Raw genomic sequence first — 21,008 nt, forward strand, 5'->3', positions numbered from 1 at the left:
TCATTAGTCACTGTTATTCAAATTCAATTACTGCACGACCTACGTTGATACAGCAAGCATCATGGAATGAATCGAATGCCTTATTAATATCCTCCAATTTAATACGTTCTAATATGAGCTCATCCAACTTGAATTTGCCGTCTAAATAAAGCTGTGCAATCATTGGGAAATCACGGAACGGCTGTGTATCGCCATAGAAGCTCCCTTTTAAAACCTTCCCAACACGGTGGAATCCGCCAGCTGGTAAGCTTAATTTTTGCTCTGGGTTAAATGCACCAACAACAACGATTGTGCCACCTTTACGTGTAATTTCCCAAGCGCTTTCCGTACAAATTGTATGACCTGAGCAATCAATTGCATAATGTACACCTACGCCGTTTGTAATCTCTTTAATAATTTCCTTTAAATCTTCCGTTCTAGAGTTTACTGTATGTGTTGCACCGAATTTCTTCGCGATTTCTAGGTTTGCATCCTTAACATCAATTGCAATGATTTTCGCTGCACCGGCAATTGCTGCACCTTGAATTGCGTTTACACCTACACCGCCGATACCGAAAATAGCTACTGTTGAACCAGGCTTTACACCTGCCGCATTTACTGCAGCACCGTAACCTGTTGCCACCCCACAGCCAATTAACGACGCTTGTGCTAATGGCATTTCATCTGGAATTTTTACACATGACATTTCAGGAACAACCGCATATTCAGCAAATGTTGATAGCAATGAATTGTGGTATACTCTATCGCCATCAATGCTGAGGCGAGATGTACCGTCTAATAAAGTACCATCAAACATTGGACCGAAAGCTGATTCACATAAATGAACTTTACCTGTCACGCAAAATTCACAAGTACCACAATATGGAACCCAGCTCAATGCTACTTTATCGCCCACTTTAACATTCGTTACGTTTGAGCCTACTTTTACAACAATGCCTGCACCTTCATGCCCTAAAATTGTTGGTGTTGGCGTCGTTTTATCGCCTAATGCATTTAAGTCACTGTGGCATACGCCTGTAGCAGCAATTTTGACAAGCACCTCGTTATGTCTTGGCTCTGCTAATTCCACATTTAAAATTGATAGTGGTTTGTTGATTTCTGTCATTACAGCAGCTTTCATTTTCATAAATAATTCCCCTTATTTTATCAGATTAATAAGCAAACCAAATTGCTCGTTGTTTTGTAAACGCAGCTAAAGAATGGATGGCGTACTCTCTACCCCAGCCACTTTGCTTCACCCCACCGAATGGGCTTGCAAAATCGTAGCAGCCATAACGATTCACAAAGACCATGCCTGCATCTAATTGATTTGCTACGCGATGAGCACGTGACGTATCTCCCGTCCATAAACCAGCAGCTAAGCCGTAAATTGTATCGTTAGCCATTTCGATAACCTCTTCCTCTGTTTCGAATGGAATGACACAAAGCACTGGACCAAAAATTTCTTCCTGCGCAATTTTCATATCATTTGTCACATCAGCAAAAATAGTTGGTTTTACAAAATAGCCGTTAGCATTTGTACCTGTTACATCGCGCTCACCACCTGCAACGATACGTGCTCCTTGCTCCTTACCGCTTTTAATGTAAGCTAAAATGGATTCCATATGCTCTTTTGATACTTGTGCTCCTTGGTCGCTTTCCGGGTCAAATGGGTCTCCACATTTGTAATTTTCCGCCATCTCAGCGATTTTCTTCACCACTATATCGTAAATTGATTTTTGAACGAATAAACGAGTTGGAGATGAGCATTTTTCTGCCTTATGTGTGAATAAACCAATAAACGAACGGTCGATTGCAGCATCTAAATCCTTTACATCATCAAAAATAATATTTGGCGATTTACCACCAAGCTCTAGCGTTACTGGCTTTAAATTGCTATCTGCAGAATCACGCACTAATTGCTTTCCAATTTTTGTGCTTCCAGTAAACGACAGCTTATCAATCCCCATATGCTTGCTAATATAAGCCCCTACTTCTCCATTACCTAGAACTAAATTAATAACACCCTTTGGTAATAAGCCTGATTCATCAATAATTTCAAATAAACGAATAGCTGAAAAAGATGTTTTATCAGCAGGCTTTAAAATAACTGTGTTACCAGTTGCCAATGCTGGAGCCATTTTTAGTACAGCCATTTGTAATGGGAAATTAAATGGCACTATTTGCCCACAAACGCCAATTGGATCACGCGTCGTTATACTTAAAAAATTGCCATCAACAGGGTTGTTTTCCCCGTAATACTTGTCTGTCCAACCGGAATAATATTCAAATAAATCATGCGCTTCTTGTACATCATCGCTGTATGCCTCTGTATAAAGCTTGCCGTTATCGAGTGCCTCTAAAGTAGCAAGTTCAGCATGATGCTTTGCAATTAAGTCAGCAATTTTACGCAGTACGCGACCACGCTCTTTATTGCTCATATTTTTCCAAGTCACATTTTTCAAGCCTACTTTTGCTGCTACTACGGCCTCATCAACATCTTCTTTACTAGCGCAGAAAAATTGCCCTAATACTCTTCCATTGGCTGGGTTAATTGATTCAATTGTTTTTTCACTGCTTACCCATTTTCCATTGATGTAGCTTTTTTTCGTTTCCTCAAGCCATTTTTCAGCCCACTGTAATTGCGGTTGTTGAATACCCTCGAAAATTTTTTGTGTCATCTATTTTCATCCTCCTTAATAGTTGCTTGCCCTTTCAGCAATCGCATCGTTTCACTATAGCCAAATTTTTCTTTCAAGTCGCAAATTTGAGGTATACGTGAATTCGCAAGCTCCTTACATCTATCTTCATTTGCCATTATTCCTTGGAAGCAAAGCTCAGTAAAACTACGAACACAGTTGACCATCATATATATCCCATCTAATAGATGAATCCCTGCAAAGTTTTCGAATACGTTTAAATCTAAATCACCATGCTCAAATGTAACTTGAATAATTCGCTCTATACCGATTATTTCCGCGCAGCATTGGATGACGGTTTCAGGGATAACAGGATTAACCTTCCCCGGGAAAAACGATGAGCCTGCTTGAATAGCTGGTAATGATATTTCTGAAAAGCCAGCCTTGGGACCAGAAGATAGCAATCGTAAATCCTTTGCGATTTTTAATAAAGCACTCGCAAATAAACTAAATTGCTTCGAAACCTCTACTAAATCATCAATATTTTGAGCTGCATCAAATAAATTCTCTCTTCTTTTAACAGGTAGATTGGTCACTTCCTGTAATTTCTGCATAATAATCCGCCTGTAGAGCTCATTTGCCCCCTCACCTTTTCCGATAACAGTGCCACCTAGATTGACTGTTAATAGCTCGTCGACTGCATGACATAGCTTTATATGCCTTCTTTTTATTACCGCTTCAAAGCCGCTAAACTTTTCGCCTAATTGCATACGTGATGCATCTTGTAAGCAAGTACGTGAAATCGTTGCAACAGGCATGAATTCATTCGTCTTTTGGTTCATTACAGCTATCAGCTCGACAATTTCACCATGCAATTGCTGATATGCCTCGTAAATCGCTAAACGAATTGCGGTATGACACACATCGGCTGTCGATTGTGATGCATTAACATGGTCAATTGGGTGAACCGCTGAATAAACGCCTTTTTCCTTATTGCATAAATTTGCAATGACCTCATTGACGTTCATATTAATCCCTATTCCGCCCCCACCGTGATACACATCGACGACGAAATGCTCTAAATATTTTCCCTGCAATAATTCGTTACAGGCTCCCAAGATTTTTTCCTTCACTATTTCAGAAATTGTCTTAGCATCAAAATTGGCTAGCGCCGCTGCTTTTTTCACATGCGCTAAGCTTGTAATATACTCTTTGTACTCTTTTAGTACATTTTTAGAAAAGGATAAATTCTCCTTTGTTCGAACAGTTTGTATTCCGTACAAAGCGGCATCAGGAATCTCAACTGTTCCAAAACTGTCCTTCTCTACTCGCATAAACGTTCGCCTCCTTTTCATAACAATTGATGACCTCTACACCACCAAAAGTTCATATAACGAACACTTTATTCACATAAAGAACTTTAAAGCAAGTATATATTTCTGTTTTTTGAAAGTCAATATTAAATTTTCTGATTTTTTAACTTCTTTCAGCAGAAGTCTCCCACCTCTATAGGTGGTGAGATGAATGCAGACGTTAAACCAGTTTCAGAGGGTGTCCAAACACCCTCTGGAAGAAGTTAAAGCCTCTGGCGGATGTCACAGATTTTGAAGGGGGGTTTTCAAGCAAGCTTGAAAAAATCTGGACCAATTACGCCGAGGCGTAATTGATATTGACTCTACTCTTTTCAATTGCTAGATGTTTTAAATTGAAATAGGTATAATAAAGTTATGAATACAAATACTTTATCGACAAACAAAAATAGTAGGGATGGTTCAACTGTTCAAGCAGTTGACCGAGCATTGATGCTATTAAAGCTTATAGGAGAAAGTAAGAGTCCAATATCTTTAAAGGACTTAGTAGCGAGCTGCGGATTAAATCGAACAACTGTATGGCGCTTGATTGGAAGCTTAGAAAATGAGGGCTTAGTTGAAAAAGACCCTATGACAAATGGCTATCGTCTTGGCTTTTTATTTTACCGACTAGCGATGCAAAATAATCCGTATAATTCATTAATTCATCGAGCAAAAAACACTTTAGAAGCATTGCGAGATACCATTGATGAAACAGTGATTTTAAGCGTCCCTAAAATGGATGGGATATACACAATCAATCAGCTCGACCCATCACAAAGCGTTCGACTAGTGGACTACACAAATACAATCACCCCGCTCCATCATTGCACGTCAAACGGCAAAGTACTGCTGAGTACATTTTCAGAAAATGAGTTAGAACAATATTTAAGTAAGGAGTTAATTGCAAAAACCACGCACACCATTACAGACAAAGCGCAACTGATAGAACAAATTAATTGGACACGCCATAACAAAGTAGGTCTTTCAATTGGTGAATATGGTGAAAATGAAAATGCCATGTCTGCTCCAATATTCGACACGCATCAAAACTTAGTAGCATTTATTACGATTGGAGGCCCTGGCTTTAGATTAACGAAGGAGGATTTATTGAATTTAAAGGGGACTTTACTTCAAGCGGCAAAGGAAATAGAGCAAAATTTAACTTCTTTCGGCAAATGATTTTTGTGCCGATAGCAAGGCAAAAGGTATATGGACAGTAGTCCCCCACCTTTATTGGTGGCAAAATGGATGCGTTTATTAAACTGAGTGATTAACATTATGTTAATCTAAAAGCTTTGACTGCCCAGAAAGATTAACTTTCTGGGTGGTTTTTTATTTTTCTGAATATTCCTCATTTAGAGAACGTTTTCAAAAAACAATTGACAATGACGTGAACATCAAATATATTTTAAATATTCGCATTATGAATTATTTGTTCACAATAAGAACGAAATTAATATCTTTCCTCTACGTTTAAATCAATTTCACCCCGGTGTAATGGCATTCAGATTTTTTCAAGCTTGCTTAGTGCAAGTTAACTCAAGCCGTCACGTCCTGTGACAACGGTTAACTGACCTACATTATGCAGGCCTCTTTTCAAAATCTGTGACATTCGTCGGAGGCTAACTTCTTTCTGTAGGTGTCAGTTTAATACTAGTATTCATCTCGTCACCTATAGAGATGAAAGACCTTTGCTGAAAAAGGTTAAACATTACAGACAAAATGACAAAAGAGATGGGGGATTACCGTTCTATGGGTACGACAACTATAAACAACACAAAGCAGATTAAGCTCGATGATGTACCATTAAATAAATTTCATATTAAAATTGCAGGATTAACTTTTGGTGCTCACTTTACAGATGGATACATTTTAGGGATTGTTGGATTTGCACTTACACTTTTAGCACCTCAAATGGAGTTATCTTCTTTTTGGATTGGCTTAATTGGTAGTTCAGCTTTATTCGGCCTTTTTTTAGGGAGTCTTATTTTAGGCTGGATTTCTGACCATATCGGAAGACAAAAAATATTTGTGCTTAGCTTTATTTTAATTACAGTTGCATCGGTCTTACAATTTTTCGCTGAAACTCCAACAGAATTAGTAATTTACCGCATTTTAATCGGTATTGGCCTAGGCGGTGATTACAGTGTAGGACATACATTATTAGCTGAAATTTCACCGCGTAAATATCGCGGTCCTTTATTAGGTTCGTTTAGTGTTATTTGGACATTCGGTTACGTAGCAGCAAATATTGTCGGTATTTATGCGACAAGCGCTTCTCCAGATGCTTGGAAATGGATGCTTGCTTCTTCTGCTATTCCAGCATTAATTATTTTATTTGCACGTATGGGTACACCAGAATCTCCGAGATGGCTAGCAAGTAAGGGGCGACATGAAGAGGCTTTACAAATTGTTCAAAAGCATTTTGGTCCAAACGTTATTTTAGATGACCAAACAGAGCATGTCGGAGAGAAAAAAGGTTTTATGGCATTATTCCATAAAGATATGATAAAACGTACATTATTTAATAGTATTTTTTGGGTATGTTTAGTAATGCCTTACTTTGCTATTTATACATTCTTACCAATTATTTTAGATGAAATTGGCTTGCAGCAAGGCTTTGGCGTTGACTTATTATTAAATGGTTTACTAATTATTGGTGCATTATTAGGTATTTGGTTCACAATTAAATTTACTAGACGTGGATTCTTAATTTCTTCGTTCGTTGTACTAATTATTGCACTTGGCTTATTAAGTATTTTACCGAGTAATTTAACTGTTTTAATGATTATCGCCTTCTCTATATTTACTTTAATTTTATCAGCGGTAAGTAATTTAGTAGGGGTATTCCCTGCGGAAAGCTTCCCTACGGATATTCGCTCTTCTGGGGTAGGCTTTGCTACTTCTATTAGTCGACTTGGCTCAGCAGCAAGTACTTTCTTACTTCCAATGAGCATGGCAAATATAGGTGTACAAAATACAATGCTTTGCTTAACGGTTATTTTAGTTATCGGTCTAGTTGTTTCTGTAGCGTGGGCTCCTGAAACAAAAACTTTATCATTAACTGAGGCTGGTAATACTGACGAATAATTGAATTAAACGATAAATAGGGGCTGTTCGAAAAGTATATATTTTTTCGACAGCCCCTTACTTCTATATTAAATCTTCTCTAAATATGCTTATACCTGACACTCCGCTTTCGGCAAAAAACATTTACTTCTGCGGTAGCCACAATAAATTGTCACTATCCTCATCACAAAACGAGCCGTCTCAAAATGATTTTTCAGACGACCCATTTGATGATTTATAAATTCTATTATTTACATGCTTCAATGAAAGCTTTAAAAAGTTTAATGGAGTGCGCATCTCCAGATGGAGCCATTGCCTCTGGATGCCATTGTACACCGATGCAAAATGGGTGCTCACTATGTTCGACTGCCTCATTGACACCATCCAGTGCCGTACCAGCAGCTACTAACCCCTCACCTAGTTGGTCGATTGCTTGATGATGGAAGGAGTTTGTTCGAATTTGTTCTGCCCCAAAAATTCCACGCAATTGCTCACCCTGAATTTTGACGGTGTGTGTTGCCTCATCTCTTATAGAAGTTTGCACATGGGCAATAGGCTGCTCCCATTGTGATGGAATATCTTGAATCAACGTACCACCAAATGCCACATTCAATACTTGATGTCCACGACAAATCGCAAGTATTGGCATTTTTCTAGTTAAGGCACTTTGTAAAATCGCTAAATCACTATTATCTCGCTTCGTATGGAACATACCTAGCTTTTCATGAGGCTCCTGTGCGTATAAGTAAGGATTCACATCATGTCCTCCAATTAATAGCAAGCCATCTACTTTATTTAATACTGCCTCTACATCCTGTGCGGCAAGATGTGGGATGCATAAAGGTATTCCCCCAGCTAGCTCTACCGATTGTATGTATGTTTCATTAATTTCGAGCTTCTTATCTCCTGTATGCATTGTCAGTGCAATAATTGGCTTCATAAATATTCCCTCCACTTCTAAGTAATTAGTATTATAGTATGCTAATTATTTATTGTTAGCAACGCTAGAGGAATAAATTTATATACCAATCCATCATGCTATCACCAAAAAAGTAGACGATAATAGCTGCCAATGCAATAGATGGCCCAAATGGAATGGGGGTTTTGCGACCTTTATTTTGTCTTTTAAGAATGACAAGACCGACAATCATGCCGATAACTGCTGCTAAAAATAATGTTAATAATGTATTAACTGTACCAAGAACAAGCCCTATAACGAAAAATAGCTTTATATCGCCCCCGCCCATGCCTCCTTTGGAAACAACTGCAATGAGTAGCAAAACTCCAAAGCCAATTGCTGCACCGAGCAAGCTATCCCACCAAGGCTCTAAAGATGAAAGAACTCGTCCTAATACTAATAAAGGTAAAAAGAACAATAATATTTTGTTTGGTATTAACATATAAGCAATATCTGACACTGTAATAATAATGAGTAACGAAATAAAAAGCCAAGCAACAATAAGCTCTAACGAAAGCCCAAGCTGCCAATAGGACAAGGCAAAAAAGAGCCCTGTTAGAAGCTCCATAATCATATATATTGGGGAAATGCGCACTTTACATGTACGACATTTCCCGCGCAATAAAATATAAGAAAGTACTGGCACTAAATCTATAGCAGTTAATGAGCGGTGACAATTTGTACAATGAGAGCCTGGATAAACAATGGATTCATTTTTTGGAATACGTAAGCCTACAACATTATAAAAAGAGCCGAGTATAAGCCCTAGTAAAAAAGAAAATATGGTATATGTGATTGTCATTATTTACTCACCTACATAACCAATTACGCCTTGGTATAATTGGTCCAGATTTTTTCGAGCTTGCTCGAAAACTCCTCCTCAAAATCTGTGACATCCGCCGGAGGCTTTATTTTGATACAGCAAGAGTACAACCGCTCGCTGTATCAAAAACAATGAAGCATTCATCAAATTATTTATAGTGGTAGGAGTTTTCTGCTGAATCATAATAGAATGTTGTTGCTTGTATTGTAGCAGAAACTGTTTTAGGTGTACCATCTTCTACTAAATCCGCTTCTCCGGGAACCTGTAAATCAATTTGATCAACCCGAATAACACGCTGCAAGGACTCTAATTCTTTCAAAAATATAGTCAAATCCGCCTCATTCTTCGATTCTAATTCAATATTAAATGTGACCATTTGCAGCTCTGGTGGCAATGTTTCTTTAGCAATTGAAGAGGTTGGTAACTCCTCAGTCGCTTGTTCTTCTGTTGCTGAGTCAGCTTCTGTATCAATTGGGTCCTGTAGCTCAGACTCACTTACTAAAGCATCATAATTATTAAATTGCATTCCTGTAATTTTAGATGTGGATAGCAATTCGATTTCTTCCATATTTAATAATAAATTCACAATATCTTTATGCGCTGGCACTTTCTTTTGCAGTGCAAAAAGGTTTTCTGGAGCTTTTCTCTCTTCATTTTGCTTCAGCGCAATTTGCGATTGTAAGCTTGTAATTTCCTGCTGAAGACTAGATACAGAGCTGTTCAAACGCTCTGCCTCCTGCTTTTTTGGTAAAACAAAATAATAATAGCTTGCGAACAAAATCAGTGCGATAAGCGCTGTCAACAAAATTGGGGCTGAATTTTTATTGCTAAACATTACTGAACACCCCCGTTAGCTAAATATATTTTATCAATATATAGCTCGATTTGAACAGAGTAGCGAGATACGCTGCCAAAATCCACTTCATTTTCATTAATCGTATCATTAGCACCACTTGGATTCACTTCGAAATCTGCAATCGTACCTAGCTGAACATCATTAAAATATTCGCTTTGCTCTAGTAGTGCCACATATTTTGAAATGTCTGTAAATGTTTCAAAATCAGCTCTAACAGTTACTTTCTCCTCACCAAACATGTAGTTACGTAAATAGCTGTTCGGTAGCAGTAATGCACGCACCTCATCAACTAAAGGCGATACAGGGTAAGATACTTTTTCAACAAATATAACCGCCTGTTCTATAGAGCCAGTATTCGCATTTAGCAGCGCATTATAATCATTTTGAAGCTGGTCTCTTTGCGCTTGCAGTGCTTGCTGCTCGTTCGTAAGCTTTGTAACTTCTGCCTGTGTCGCAAAAGACTGCCATACAATTAAACTTAATAGAAGCAACGTAGCGATTGCTAAAATGCTATAAAAAATTTTAAAATTTGATTCGGTTCTACTAACGTGAGGTAACAGATTTATATCTGGTATCATGTCTGTACCTCCTTCAAAGCAAGTCCCATAAGCGCCGTATATTTGCCTTTCATATTCGGATAATGTTGCTGAATCGCTTTATCATCAACTATTTTAAGCGCTATCGGCAAGCTTTCAGCAATTAGCTCACTGATAACAGGAAGCCATGGATTATCGCCCATAACTATAATTTCATCAATCATTTTTTCACCTTTATGCAGAGAGAACCTAAAGAAATTCATAATTCGGTCAAGCTCCATTACACGGTCGATAAGGAGCATTCGATAGTCATCTTCCTCCCCTGTATAGGAGAACGTCACTTCATTTTGACTATCAACTACCCCATGCCATTTTGTCAAATCTGTGTCGATTGTTTGGAAGCGTAAAAAATCAACATGTCCATTCGAATAAATACAAACCGTTAATTCGTTAATCAACCAATTCGTAATCATATATGTTTTATTATTTTGTAATTGCTCCATTTTTTCTAGTAATCTCAAATGACATAGTGCCCGAATATCAATAGCCTCTGGCGTGAGTGGTGCATCTAACAATAAATTAACAAGCTTCGTCACTTCCTCTGAAGGCGCTGCAAACAATGTCGCCTGCCCGTCCCCTTCAATCGGGTCATAAACATCAATTAATGGCTCATGAAACGGCAAATGCACTGTACGCCCTAGCTCCATTTGTACATAAGGCTTCAGCTTACTACCAGCCACATCGTCCGGATGCTCGAACGTCTTTAATAAAACAGATGTATCCGGCACAAATGTGCGTACAAGCTGCTTCTTCCCACCAAACAATGCTAGATTCTCTTTAATAATTTTGTAGAGCGCTACCTCATCTACGATAACGCCCTCCTGAACAATTCCTTGTGCAAGCAAAATATCATATGTTTCCCATTGCGTTACCTGCTCACCTTTTTTTACGAGCACACGCAATATGTAATCATTTAGTTCCATTGCTACATGTGACTTCTTTTTAAATTTGAACATATGGTGCAGCTCCTTTTTGTGCGTTCTATGCTAAGATGACAAGCGTGTTGATTAGCCTTTATTTTATAGAGAATGCCTAGCAATTCGTTGATTTCCGTTACGTGTGACGCTTTCCTCGAGGTGCGGCTTCAACTAATTTATTTCGGCGAATGCCGAAATAAATGGATTTTCAGCTCGAGGCCAACACGAAGTTGGTCATGGAGGCGTTGCCGCAGGACGCGGCGATTTTAGCCTCCCTACCTCTGATCCGATGGAGTCGCCCCCTTCACTACAATCAACGAGTGTATGGCTAGTAGAAAAGCATTTCCCCCTATAGAACACGATAATTAATATATATTATTTACATAATCAACAGACTTGCTCTAATGATTCAATTTCAATAAATGCATCAATTAATCCTTCAATGGAACACCTAAACTATTGCTAGGTTAGGTGTTCGATGAGGGGTTAATTATGGTGTTGTCACTGAACCACCTGCATTTTTCAATGCTGTATTAATTGCTGTTTCTGTAGCTGGACTACCTACCTGATAGTCAGTTAGTTTAATTTCTGTTAATTTTGCATAAGTGATTGACCAATCTGTATTATCATAACTTACTGATACACCTGTTAAATCAATCCCGTCTACAAAACCTTTTAGATCATCTGCATCACAAGTTACTGTACCACTAGTATCTTCACATACACCATCTGTATGAGCAATTTTTGCACCTGATAAAATATTTGATGCTTCTGCTAAAATAGCACGGTCCTGTGACTTAGCAATAATATTCCCAATCGCCGGAACAGCAATTGCAGCAACAATCGCTAAAATAACAATTACTGCTAATAGCTCAATTAGTGTTAAACCTTTCTCGTTTTTAATACGTTTTTTTAGTGTTTGAAACATATTATTTCCTCCTTGTTTTTCAATATATTGGGTAGTGTTTTGCTTTTGCTCGGACGTTTGTTGCACCTTAGTTCACCTCCTTGCAAAACGTCCATTGCCTTTACATTTGTTCGTAAAGGCTAAACATTGGCATAAAGATGGCTGCCACTATAATGCCTACCGCGGCGGCTAAAAAAACAATCATTAATGGTTCAATCAATGATTTTAATGTGTCGACTGAACGGTCAACCTCTTCCTCGTAAAAGTCGGCAATTTTCTCAAGCATAAAGTCAAGTGAGCCTGTCGTTTCACCGATTTGCGTCATACTCGTGACCATCGGTGGGAAAATCCAGCTTTGCTCAAGCGGCTCTGATAGTGTACTTCCGCGCTCGAGGCTAGCTCTTGCATCAAGCATCACTTTTCCGACGACGGGGTTACCACTTACCTTTTCAGAAATCGTTAATGCTTGTAAGATAGGCACTGCTGCGCTAAAAAGTGATGCCAGTGTACGCATTAAACGCGCGATAGCTGTTTTTTGAAGCAATGGCCCGAAAAGTGGCATTTTCAATAGCATGTAATGAACAGTAAAATGAAATTGCTTATTATTTTTGAATAAATAAGCGAATACAGCAATTGCTACAATGACGACAAGTAAAACAAGCCACCAAAACTTTTGGAGCCATGCACTAAAGGCGACAGTAATCACTGTAATTGTCGGTAGCTCTGCACCCATTTCTTCAAAGGATGTAACAAAGCTTGGGACAATGACAATAAGTAGAAATGCGACAACGACGATAATTAAAACAGTTAAAACGGCTGGGTAAGCTAACGTCGATTGCACTTTTTTCTTCAAATTGTATTGCTTTTCAAACATATTAGCTAAGCGTTCAAGCGTGCTATCAATATTCCCTGTTGCTTCCCCAGAGCGCATCATATTGATGAATAGCTCTGGAAATACTTTCGGATGCTTGCTCACAGCCCCTGAGAAGGCGATACCTGAGCGCACATCATCCTCCACTTGCTCTAGCGCTCTTTTTAACGGCTTTGAAGTGGATTGACGAGCCAAAATATTTGTTGCCTCTACAATTGAAACACCCGCGCGTATTAATGTCGCAAATTGCCTACAGTAAATAACAAAATCTTGGTTTTTTACTTTAGCACCAATATTAATCTCCATATGCATGATACTTGAAGATTCGCTAATCTCACGTGGATTAATGCCACGCTCACGCAGTTTGGCAATGGCTGCATTTTGATTTGCCGCCTCAATTGTGCCCTTTTTCGTGACACCTGCTGAGGTGCGACCTGTATACTTAAAAACAGTCAAATGTATTCACCTACATTCATAAATGGACGCGCATCCTCCAACGCAATTTGCCCAGCGGACACAAGCCCTTGGATTGACGTTTCCAGCGTATGCATGCCAAGTGCTCGATTCGTTTGCATCACACTTGGAATTTGATGAATTTTCTCATTGCGAATTAAATTTGTCACAGCGGGAATTGCAACAAGTATTTCCGTTGCTGCCACACGCCCCTTTTTACCTTTGCGCACAAATAGACGTTGGGAAATAATACCTTGTAAAACATTAGCTAGCTGAATGCGTATTTGTCCCTGCTGATGCGGTGGAAATACGTCAATAATACGGTCAATCGTCGTTGGAGCACTTGATGTATGCAATGTGCCAAAAACGAGATGCCCAGTTTCTGCTGCTGTAATGGCTGTTGAAATCGTTTCTAAGTCACGCATCTCCCCGACTAAAATAATATCAGGGTCTTGACGTAATGATGCACGTAAGCCGTTTGCGAAGCTTTCCGTATCCACACCGACTTCGCGTTGATTGACGACTGATTTTTTATGTGTATGCAAATACTCAATCGGGTCTTCAAGCGTAATAATATGCTTCGCTTTATTCGTATTAATATAGTCAATCATTGCTGCTAAAGTTGTTGATTTCCCGGAGCCTGTAGGACCTGTTACTAAAATCAAACCTTGAGGCTTGTCCGCCAAATCGAACAGTACACTCGGCATATTTAAAGAGTCGATTGTTGGGATTTCACTTGAAATTAAACGAGCTGCAACAGCACTTGTATTGCGTTGATGATATGCATTCACACGAAATCGGCAGAGGCTTTCTAACGAATAATTAAAATCCGTTTCCCCCTTATCCTTATATTCCTGCGCCTTATGGTTTGGAATTAGTTCCTGAACCATCGTATTTAATTGCTCATGTGTAATCATGTCATTACCGTAAGGAGCTAGCTTGCCGTCAATACGATACATTGGTGGAATACCGACAGTTAAATGTAAATCGGATGCCTTTTGCTCATAAGCATGCATTAATAATTCTCGAATTGAGTGTGTCATCGTCTCACTCCCCTACTCTACAGTTGCTACTCGTAGCACTTCCTCAGTTGTTGTTACACCTTCCAGCACCTTTAGTAAGCCGTCCTTCAGCAATGTGTTATAGCCCTTTTCCTTCATATAATTTGCTATGACACTTACATTTTGACTGTTTAAAATATGCTCCTTTAGTTGACGGTCTACTAAAAGTAGCTCATGAATCGCCATACGCCCCCTGTAGCCTGTATTGCTACAAGATGGGCAGCCGCGTCCACGTGCAACTGTTTCTACAGTTAAACCGTTTTCTGCAAAAATGGCTTTTTCACGCGCTGTTGCTTCAACCGTCTGCTTGCAATCACGACACACTCTGCGCACTAAACGCTGTGCCATCACACCAACTAATGAGGAAGAGATTAAAAACGGCTCAATCCCCATATCCTTCAAGCGTGAAATAGACTCAACTGCGCTATTTGTGTGCAATGTGCTAAGCACCAAGTGACCTGTTAAAGAAGCACGTACCGCAATTTGTGCTGTTTCAAAATCTCGTATTTCCCCAATCATCACGATATCGGGATCTTGACGTAAAATCGAACGAAGACCTGTTGCAAAAGTGAGTCCTACTTCCTCTTTCACTTGCACTTGGTTAATACCTGCAAGCTGATATTCCACTGGGTCTTCCACTGTAATAATATTGACTGCCTCATCATTCAAATTAGAAAGAGCAGCATATAATGTGCTGGATTTCCCTGAACCTGTAGGACCAGTAATTAAAACAATACCATTTGGACGTTGTATCATTGAGCGGAAAAGCGCTTCGTTTTGCTCTGTAAAACCAATTTGATCAATATCAGTTGGTGCATTGCTTAAATCAAGCAAACGCATCACGATTTTTTCACCGTAAATTCCCGGAAGCGTTGATAAACGAATATCAACGGGCTTAAAATTCACTTGAATTTTAATGCGACCATCCTGCGGTATACGGTTTTCTGTAATATTTAAGTTGCCCATGATTTTAATACGAGCAGTAATAATATTTTGCATATGCTTTGGTAAAGAGCGCTCTGTCCGTAATACGCCGTCTACACGATAGCGCACGCGAAATTCCGTTTCATGTGGGTCAAAATGAATATCTGAGGCGCGCTGTGCAACACCGTTAGCAATAATTTGGTTAACGAGACGTACGATAGGCGAATCATCATCTGTAATTTCCTGCTGCGCCTCCGCGCGTGTCGTTGCATCTCCTAAGTCAGATAATGCTGCTTCCATCGACTCCTGCAAATCATAATATTTTGTAATTGTGCGATACAAATCGTCTTTTGCGGCAATACTCACTTCAATTTGACAGCCTGTCGCCATGCGCACTTCTTCGATTGCAAAATAATCCATCGGGTCTGCCATCGCGATAAACAATTTATTTTTATCACGTCGAATTGGCATAATGCTCGCGCGCTTTGCTAATTCAGCAGGCACAAGCTTGATTAATTCCGGCTCTATAGCATACTGATTTAGATGAATATGCGGAATACCTAATTGAAATTCAAGCACTTCAATTAATTGCTGCTCTGTCAAAAAGTTTTCTTTAATAAGGAAGTCGCCAAGCTTCTCATCACGATTTTTCGTTTCGAGTGCATGATTCAATTGTTCATCTGTAATAACCCCTGCTTCGACAAGTAAATCTCCAAGACGTTTTCTAGCTGTTCCCTTCACGCTATACTCTTCCTCCCTCTAAGGCGTAACTAAATTGCCTCCTTTATCGTAATAGCTACCTGCTGGTAAATCCTTTTCATCCTGTGGCAATGTGGGGAGTTGCCCTATCCCATTATCATAATCAGCTAAACCATCGCCATTCAAATCAAGCTTCGGCTTTTCTCTCAAAGATTGCCCCGGGCTCTGCTCTGAATAGTCCACCGAAGTTGATGTAGCTTCCGGCTGCTTTGTCGACTTTAAAATAACGCGATGTGCTGGTGCATAATAATCTTTACTAATAAGCTCCCCCTCTGGCTCATCCGCGCTATAGCGCATTACGGAAACACGCAAGCCTGCTCGTCCTTCCTCGATAAGCTGCTCCTGTCCTACAGGTAAATTTTTGGAATAGCGTGTAATAACACGTGGAGAAATTTCGTAATCTCTCGTTACTTGCACACCAACATTTTGACTATTTTTAGGACCGTAAGCCTCTGCTTTTAAATTGTCGCCTTCAAGCGTCATTTTTAACTCTATTGCATAATCCGTTGTATTTAAAAATTTCAAATCCTTTGAACCGTTACGTGTTATAGCCGCCTCTATGCCCGGTTCCAAATAGGAGGGTATGCTATTTTGGGATGCTCTTTCATAAATCTCACTATTCGTTTTTAACGCAATGCTATAAAGCATCGATGCAATGAAATTTAACGCTTCACCATTAGCACGGTCTTTCTCTTCTCCTAATGCTTCCACTAAAGAAAAGGGTTGTCCTGGTATAACCATCTGCTCATTTATTGCTTGTACTAAATCAGATAGACCCGCCGCCGCTTCTGGAATTGGTTGAATTTCTAATGCGATACGCTCAATGTCATATGCGTTTAAATTTTTAACGTCCGCTTCTATTTCATGAGAGGCCAAATTAGTGGCCTGTGCCAATACCTTATGATAGGTAGAATCAGCTTCCCAAACTTTCACTTTTTCAATTTCTGCCATCAACGCTTCATTTACCGTAATTTGTAGCGGTAGCTGTACGATGCGCTTTGGCTTCCAAAATGAAAACCACGATTTTTTCGTCATTTGCTCGAATGTGACAATTGTGCTGTCAACATCAAAATGAATGGCTGCCGCATTGAAGCTAAGCGTTGTACCAGCACCCGACACGATAATCGGCTCACTCGTCCATTGATTGACCGCTTCCTGCACCTTTTCTCTAATATCATCCGTTTTCAAATCATCTACTACTATTCCACCGATTGTGGATTGTCCACTATTTGAATCAGCGTAGGATAAATTAGTAGGATAAATCATATAGATAAGAAGAACTACTGAAGTCACGAGAAGGCATACTTTTAAACTAATCCTCACACATAACACCTCACTTATTTTTCAAAGACAATTTTCTCCTACCATCTATTGCCTTTAGAATACACTAGTAATAGCCCCTTTGTATATACTATTCGACCTATTTTCAATAAATTAAAATACTTTTCATGACTTTTACATTATTTTTTTCAAAAAAATAATATCAACACTTCACTTTTCTATTAAAAAGACGAAAATATACCTATATAATAGATTCAAATAAATTAATTGAAACCTAATTTATTCGGAATAAATAGTCACATCTTGTCTAGCGATAACGAATAAAGTAGCTAATATATTTATTATAAAGCTTTTTTTCATTTAATTTCTAGGTTAAAATAAGCATAATAACCTATTTCAATTTACTTCTAATAAAAAAGAATTAAATTATATCCCTAATTATTAAATACCCTTTTTTTATATGAAAGCAACTAGGGCTAAATTAGTAAATTGTAATTGAAAAGTGATAAAGTTGAAAGGCTGTGATCAAATGCTAAAAAAAGTTATAAATAACGAGCAAGGCTTATCATTAGTAGAGGTAGTCGCTTCTATCATTATTTTAACAATCATTCTACTAAGCTTTTTCGCATTTTTTATCAACACAGCAAAAACAACAAAAACATCAAGTACAATGTTTGATGCGACGTATTATGCACAAAGAGAAATGGAATTATTTTACAATATAACTCAAAACAATATATTGAATAAAAATGAGGAGCCTGCAGTTAAATCTGAGAAAATTTATAATGCAATCCTTAATCATGATTATGAAGCGATTAACCAAACTAACTTCACTAAAATCATAGATGATGAACCCTTTGATTATAATCTTGTTATTCACAATGACTTAGGTAAAAACTTAACTCACTTTACAATATCCGTTTGTAAAAAAGGGGAAGTAAATTCATGCACCGGTTCAAATTTAAAAGCAACAATGTTTAATATTTACGAATGGAGGACTACTCCATGAAAAATGAAAGAGAAGCAGGCTTAACATTGGTTGAGATTTTGGCAGCAATAATACTTATTTCAATAATTTCTATTATATTAATGACTATTTTCTCGCGTAGCTCTGATATTTATCAAAAACAATCGAGTACAAATATGGAAATTAACGATGCCGCGTATGCACTAAAAGTTTTAACAAAAGAAATTCGGAAAACTACTGAACCTGACAGTGTAAAAACTCCTTCTGAAACCGAACTATTTATTGGAATTTTGCATTATACATTTGATGAAACAAATAATCAAATTACCGAAAACGGGATACCCAAATTTACTAATATTCAAAACTTCTACGCTAATAGAGAAGAGGATATTGTAAAAATCAAAATTATGAATGAACATGGAAAAGATTTTGTTGCAGAACTATCTATTAGAAAATAAAAAGGAGAATTAATATGAAAAGTGAAAAATATGCAGTTAACGAAAAGGGTTATGTATTCGTTGTTGCATTATTACTAATTGTTCTCATATCTGTGTTAGGCTTATCATTAATGACCATTACTTCAAATACATTTAAAACTACTCAACATGAACGCACTGACCAATCTGTTTACTATATTGCGGAGGCTGGATTGAATGAAAAGAGGGTTGAAATATCACAAAAACTAAATAACTTACTGAATGAAATAATAGATGAAAAAGATAACAAAACACTTGAATTCGAAGAAAGAATAGAAATTATTATCGGTGCTTATGAAGACAAATTAGATTCGATTTCCTTAGAGGAAGAGAAATCATTCTACAAAAATTATGCCAGAATAAACAATGAAGCTGAAGAGCCAGAAGTGTATATTAGTATTAAAATGGATGGAGATAACGCCTATATTATCGAATCTACCGGGGTAATTGATAATATTTCTAGAACAGTTTCCCAAAGATTTGAACTAGCTATTCCTAATTTAGTACCGGATGATTCTAGTGGTGATGCGGAAGAAGACCTACCTAATTTTTGCTACGGTATTTTAGCGGAATCTATCACTACCGGGAATGACTATAATTCAAGTAACTCCAATTCTCCTGATATCGTTTCTTTAAAGGATGATATAATTGTAAAAACAGGGCAATTTACTAATATCTATACACCAAAGTCTATAACTTTCGACAGCACCCATCACATTCGTGGAAATGTGATAGCTGGAGGAAATATACAAGTTAACACTAACGGTTATTTTTATAAAAATATAATTTCAGGGAATAATATTACTTTTAATAATACAACTCAAGGTGTACAAGGTGATATTATAGCTATCGGAAATATCGAATTTAAAAGTGGCGGAACATATAATAAGGATGTTGTTGCGGGAAATAATATCCTAGCCAACAGTGGTGGTAGACTTACAATCAGAGGAAATACGCTTTCCAATGGAAATATTACATTAAACACGGCTTCAAGCATCTCCGGCTTTTTATACTCTGATAATAAGTTTTCAAATAACCAAACTGCAAATATTTCCGGCTCAGTTTTTTCTAGAAATGAAATCACAAGTGTAAATTGGGGAGATGTACGTCTAGGTAGTGCAAGATATTCAACTAGGAATATTTCCTATAATAATAACAGCGATAATAAAAATAATAACCCTAACATCTCAAATGAACAATTTAACTCTTTAAGGGATACGATATTATCACCGAATTATAGTAATTACAACAATATATTATCTGATTTATTTCAAAATAAAATAAATTCACCTGAATATCAAGGTGCAAATTGTAATGGACAAACCTATACAAATGCATCTCTCCCATCTGTGCCAAACTTTTTAACAGTAGACCCATCTTCATATAATCAAATTAGTGATATTAATTTAAGCGGTGGAACTAATGGAAGCATTGATATTACTGATAGTACTTATATTCATAATATTACACTTACTAGTAATCGAACTTTAACAATTAACCTTGGAAATGATGAAACAAAAACAAAAACACTAGTTATTGATAATCTACTAGCTTCTGGTAATTATAACGGCCATCTTTACATTCAAGGAGAAGGAAAACTTAATATACTTGTCCGTGACCAATTGCAATTAAATAATGTAAAAATTTCAAATGAACGAAATCCCTACGATACTACAATTTATTTTGCAGGGGCAAATAAATTGTTAATTGGCGGCTCTTCAGAAATCCAGAGCAATATCTTTACCAAGCAAGCAGATATTGAATTAACAGGCTCAGGTAAAATATTCGGAAATATTATTATGGGGGGAAATCAAAAGCTTATTTCTTCTGGTGGTTCTCAACTAGGAACTTTAGAACGGCAAGTAGTAATTCTAGGTCCAAATGCAAATCTTGAATATTCTGGGGGTATTACTATACATGGTGCCGTTGCTCTAAAAAGCTTCAAGGTTACTAACGGCAATATCATACATCATTTCGACAAATCTAAATTGAATTTAGATGGCTTCGGTAAAATATCAAATGCCAACTTTAAAGTTGATAATAATTTGATTATTCCTGGGACACAAAAAGAAATTTAAGCATATAAATTATACATTGAGAGGCTGGGACAAAAAGAAAAA

At 37.7% G+C, this 21,008-nt stretch carries 18 protein-coding genes; 5 read left to right on the forward strand and 13 right to left on the reverse strand.

The features are described 5' to 3' along the window. Positions 1–13 precede the first annotated feature (13 nt). From MHH70_RS05890 to MHH70_RS05900, 3 genes are read right to left on the reverse strand one after another with little or no spacing between them, the layout of a single operon-like run. The gene (locus MHH70_RS05890) at positions 14–1,126 is read right to left on the reverse strand and encodes a Zn-dependent alcohol dehydrogenase (RefSeq protein WP_342472796.1); all 1,113 of its coding nucleotides are present in this window, start codon (positions 1,124–1,126) and stop codon (positions 14–16) included. A gap of 25 nt (positions 1,127–1,151) precedes the next feature. Further along, a complete protein-coding gene (locus MHH70_RS05895) occupies positions 1,152–2,660 on the reverse strand; it encodes an aldehyde dehydrogenase family protein (protein WP_342472797.1) in 1,509 nt (502 codons plus the stop codon). Beyond that, the gene (locus MHH70_RS05900) at positions 2,657–3,952 is read right to left on the reverse strand and encodes a lyase family protein (protein WP_342472799.1); all 1,296 of its coding nucleotides are present in this window, start codon (positions 3,950–3,952) and stop codon (positions 2,657–2,659) included. Before MHH70_RS05900 ends, MHH70_RS05895 begins: the two co-directional genes overlap by 4 nt. Before the next feature lie 393 nt (positions 3,953–4,345). Here MHH70_RS05900 and MHH70_RS05905 point away from each other — a divergent pair, with 393 nt between their 5' ends. Both MHH70_RS05905 and MHH70_RS05910 read left to right on the forward strand, forming a co-directional pair. Then, complete coding sequence (locus MHH70_RS05905) at positions 4,346–5,149, forward strand: IclR family transcriptional regulator (protein ID WP_342472800.1); 804 nt, start codon at positions 4,346–4,348, stop codon at positions 5,147–5,149. A gap of 573 nt (positions 5,150–5,722) precedes the next feature. After that, positions 5,723–7,060, forward strand: a complete 1,338-nt coding sequence (locus tag MHH70_RS05910) for an MFS transporter (protein ID WP_066171158.1) — start codon at positions 5,723–5,725, stop codon at positions 7,058–7,060. Between the two features lie 226 nt (positions 7,061–7,286). On the opposite strand, the gene MHH70_RS05915 is transcribed toward MHH70_RS05910, so the two are convergent. The 10 genes from MHH70_RS05915 to MHH70_RS05960 form a co-directional block, all read right to left on the reverse strand. Next, positions 7,287–7,979, reverse strand: a complete 693-nt coding sequence (locus tag MHH70_RS05915) for a gamma-glutamyl-gamma-aminobutyrate hydrolase family protein (RefSeq protein WP_107942343.1) — start codon at positions 7,977–7,979, stop codon at positions 7,287–7,289. 64 nt (positions 7,980–8,043) lie between these two features. Further along, positions 8,044–8,799: a prepilin peptidase gene (locus MHH70_RS05920; RefSeq protein ID WP_342472802.1), complete on the reverse strand. Its 756-nt coding sequence runs from the start codon at positions 8,797–8,799 to the stop codon at positions 8,044–8,046. 169 nt (positions 8,800–8,968) lie between these two features. Next, on the reverse strand, positions 8,969–9,655 hold the full coding sequence (locus tag MHH70_RS05925; protein ID WP_342472803.1) for a potassium transporter: 687 nt from the start codon (positions 9,653–9,655) through the stop codon (positions 8,969–8,971). Further along, positions 9,655–10,254, reverse strand: a complete 600-nt coding sequence (locus MHH70_RS05930) for a hypothetical protein (protein ID WP_342472804.1) — start codon at positions 10,252–10,254, stop codon at positions 9,655–9,657. Before MHH70_RS05930 ends, MHH70_RS05925 begins: the two co-directional genes overlap by 1 nt. Then, a complete protein-coding gene (gene pilM / locus MHH70_RS05935) occupies positions 10,251–11,228 on the reverse strand; it encodes a pilus assembly protein PilM (protein ID WP_342472805.1) in 978 nt (325 codons plus the stop codon). Before pilM ends, MHH70_RS05930 begins: the two co-directional genes overlap by 4 nt. A 451-nt stretch (positions 11,229–11,679) precedes the next feature. Further along, positions 11,680–12,117, reverse strand: a complete 438-nt coding sequence (locus tag MHH70_RS05940) for a prepilin-type N-terminal cleavage/methylation domain-containing protein (RefSeq protein WP_342472806.1) — start codon at positions 12,115–12,117, stop codon at positions 11,680–11,682. 100 nt (positions 12,118–12,217) lie between these two features. Beyond that, the gene (locus tag MHH70_RS05945) at positions 12,218–13,423 is read right to left on the reverse strand and encodes a type II secretion system F family protein (RefSeq protein WP_342472807.1); all 1,206 of its coding nucleotides are present in this window, start codon (positions 13,421–13,423) and stop codon (positions 12,218–12,220) included. Beyond that, positions 13,420–14,463 (reverse strand): type IV pilus twitching motility protein PilT, encoded by a 1,044-nt coding sequence (locus MHH70_RS05950; protein WP_107942337.1) that lies wholly within the window; start codon positions 14,461–14,463, stop codon positions 13,420–13,422. The genes MHH70_RS05945 and MHH70_RS05950 overlap by 4 nt, the downstream gene beginning before the upstream one ends. A 12-nt stretch (positions 14,464–14,475) precedes the next feature. Then, a complete protein-coding gene (locus tag MHH70_RS05955) occupies positions 14,476–16,146 on the reverse strand; it encodes an ATPase, T2SS/T4P/T4SS family (RefSeq protein ID WP_066171180.1) in 1,671 nt (556 codons plus the stop codon). An 18-nt stretch (positions 16,147–16,164) separates the two neighbouring features. After that, a complete protein-coding gene (locus tag MHH70_RS05960; RefSeq protein ID WP_342472808.1) occupies positions 16,165–17,457 on the reverse strand; it encodes a VanW family protein in 1,293 nt (430 codons plus the stop codon). 517 nt (positions 17,458–17,974) lie between these two features. Between MHH70_RS05960 and MHH70_RS05965 the strand changes: the two genes are divergently transcribed. Genes MHH70_RS05965 through MHH70_RS05975 form a run of 3 tightly spaced genes read left to right on the forward strand, consistent with a single transcriptional unit; the run spans position 17,975 to position 20,966 of the window. Further along, positions 17,975–18,454: a hypothetical protein gene (locus tag MHH70_RS05965; protein WP_342472809.1), complete on the forward strand. Its 480-nt coding sequence runs from the start codon at positions 17,975–17,977 to the stop codon at positions 18,452–18,454. Beyond that, complete coding sequence (locus MHH70_RS05970) at positions 18,451–18,870, forward strand: hypothetical protein (RefSeq protein WP_342472810.1); 420 nt, start codon at positions 18,451–18,453, stop codon at positions 18,868–18,870. The genes MHH70_RS05965 and MHH70_RS05970 overlap by 4 nt, the downstream gene beginning before the upstream one ends. A gap of 14 nt (positions 18,871–18,884) precedes the next feature. Then, on the forward strand, positions 18,885–20,966 hold the full coding sequence (locus tag MHH70_RS05975; RefSeq protein ID WP_342472811.1) for a hypothetical protein: 2,082 nt from the start codon (positions 18,885–18,887) through the stop codon (positions 20,964–20,966). Positions 20,967–21,008: the final 42 nt, after the last annotated feature.

The organism is Metasolibacillus sp. FSL H7-0170 (assembly GCF_038593115.1).
In the GTDB taxonomy this organism is placed as follows: Bacteria; Bacillota; Bacilli; order Bacillales_A; family Planococcaceae; genus Metasolibacillus; species Metasolibacillus fluoroglycofenilyticus.

What these genes read in the sequence shown, in the direction of transcription:
- MHH70_RS05890 (WP_342472796.1), bottom strand. Translation starts at nt 1,126, where the DNA reads ATGAAAATGAAAGCTGCTGTAATGACAGAAATCAACAAACCACTATCA.
- MHH70_RS05895 (WP_342472797.1), bottom strand. Translation starts at nt 2,660, where the DNA reads ATGACACAAAAAATTTTCGAGGGTATTCAACAACCGCAATTACAGTGG.
- MHH70_RS05900 (WP_342472799.1), bottom strand. Translation starts at nt 3,952, where the DNA reads ATGCGAGTAGAGAAGGACAGTTTTGGAACAGTTGAGATTCCTGATGCC.
- MHH70_RS05905 (WP_342472800.1), top strand. Translation starts at nt 4,346, where the DNA reads ATGAATACAAATACTTTATCGACAAACAAAAATAGTAGGGATGGTTCA.
- MHH70_RS05910 (WP_066171158.1), top strand. Translation starts at nt 5,723, where the DNA reads ATGGGTACGACAACTATAAACAACACAAAGCAGATTAAGCTCGATGAT.
- MHH70_RS05915 (WP_107942343.1), bottom strand. Translation starts at nt 7,979, where the DNA reads ATGAAGCCAATTATTGCACTGACAATGCATACAGGAGATAAGAAGCTC.
- MHH70_RS05920 (WP_342472802.1), bottom strand. Translation starts at nt 8,799, where the DNA reads ATGACAATCACATATACCATATTTTCTTTTTTACTAGGGCTTATACTC.
- MHH70_RS05925 (WP_342472803.1), bottom strand. Translation starts at nt 9,655, where the DNA reads ATGTTTAGCAATAAAAATTCAGCCCCAATTTTGTTGACAGCGCTTATC.
- MHH70_RS05930 (WP_342472804.1), bottom strand. Translation starts at nt 10,254, where the DNA reads ATGATACCAGATATAAATCTGTTACCTCACGTTAGTAGAACCGAATCA.
- pilM (WP_342472805.1), bottom strand. Translation starts at nt 11,228, where the DNA reads ATGTTCAAATTTAAAAAGAAGTCACATGTAGCAATGGAACTAAATGAT.
- MHH70_RS05940 (WP_342472806.1), bottom strand. Translation starts at nt 12,117, where the DNA reads ATGTTTCAAACACTAAAAAAACGTATTAAAAACGAGAAAGGTTTAACA.
- MHH70_RS05950 (WP_107942337.1), bottom strand. Translation starts at nt 14,463, where the DNA reads ATGACACACTCAATTCGAGAATTATTAATGCATGCTTATGAGCAAAAG.
- MHH70_RS05965 (WP_342472809.1), top strand. Translation starts at nt 17,975, where the DNA reads ATGCTAAAAAAAGTTATAAATAACGAGCAAGGCTTATCATTAGTAGAG.
- MHH70_RS05970 (WP_342472810.1), top strand. Translation starts at nt 18,451, where the DNA reads ATGAAAAATGAAAGAGAAGCAGGCTTAACATTGGTTGAGATTTTGGCA.
- MHH70_RS05975 (WP_342472811.1), top strand. Translation starts at nt 18,885, where the DNA reads ATGAAAAGTGAAAAATATGCAGTTAACGAAAAGGGTTATGTATTCGTT.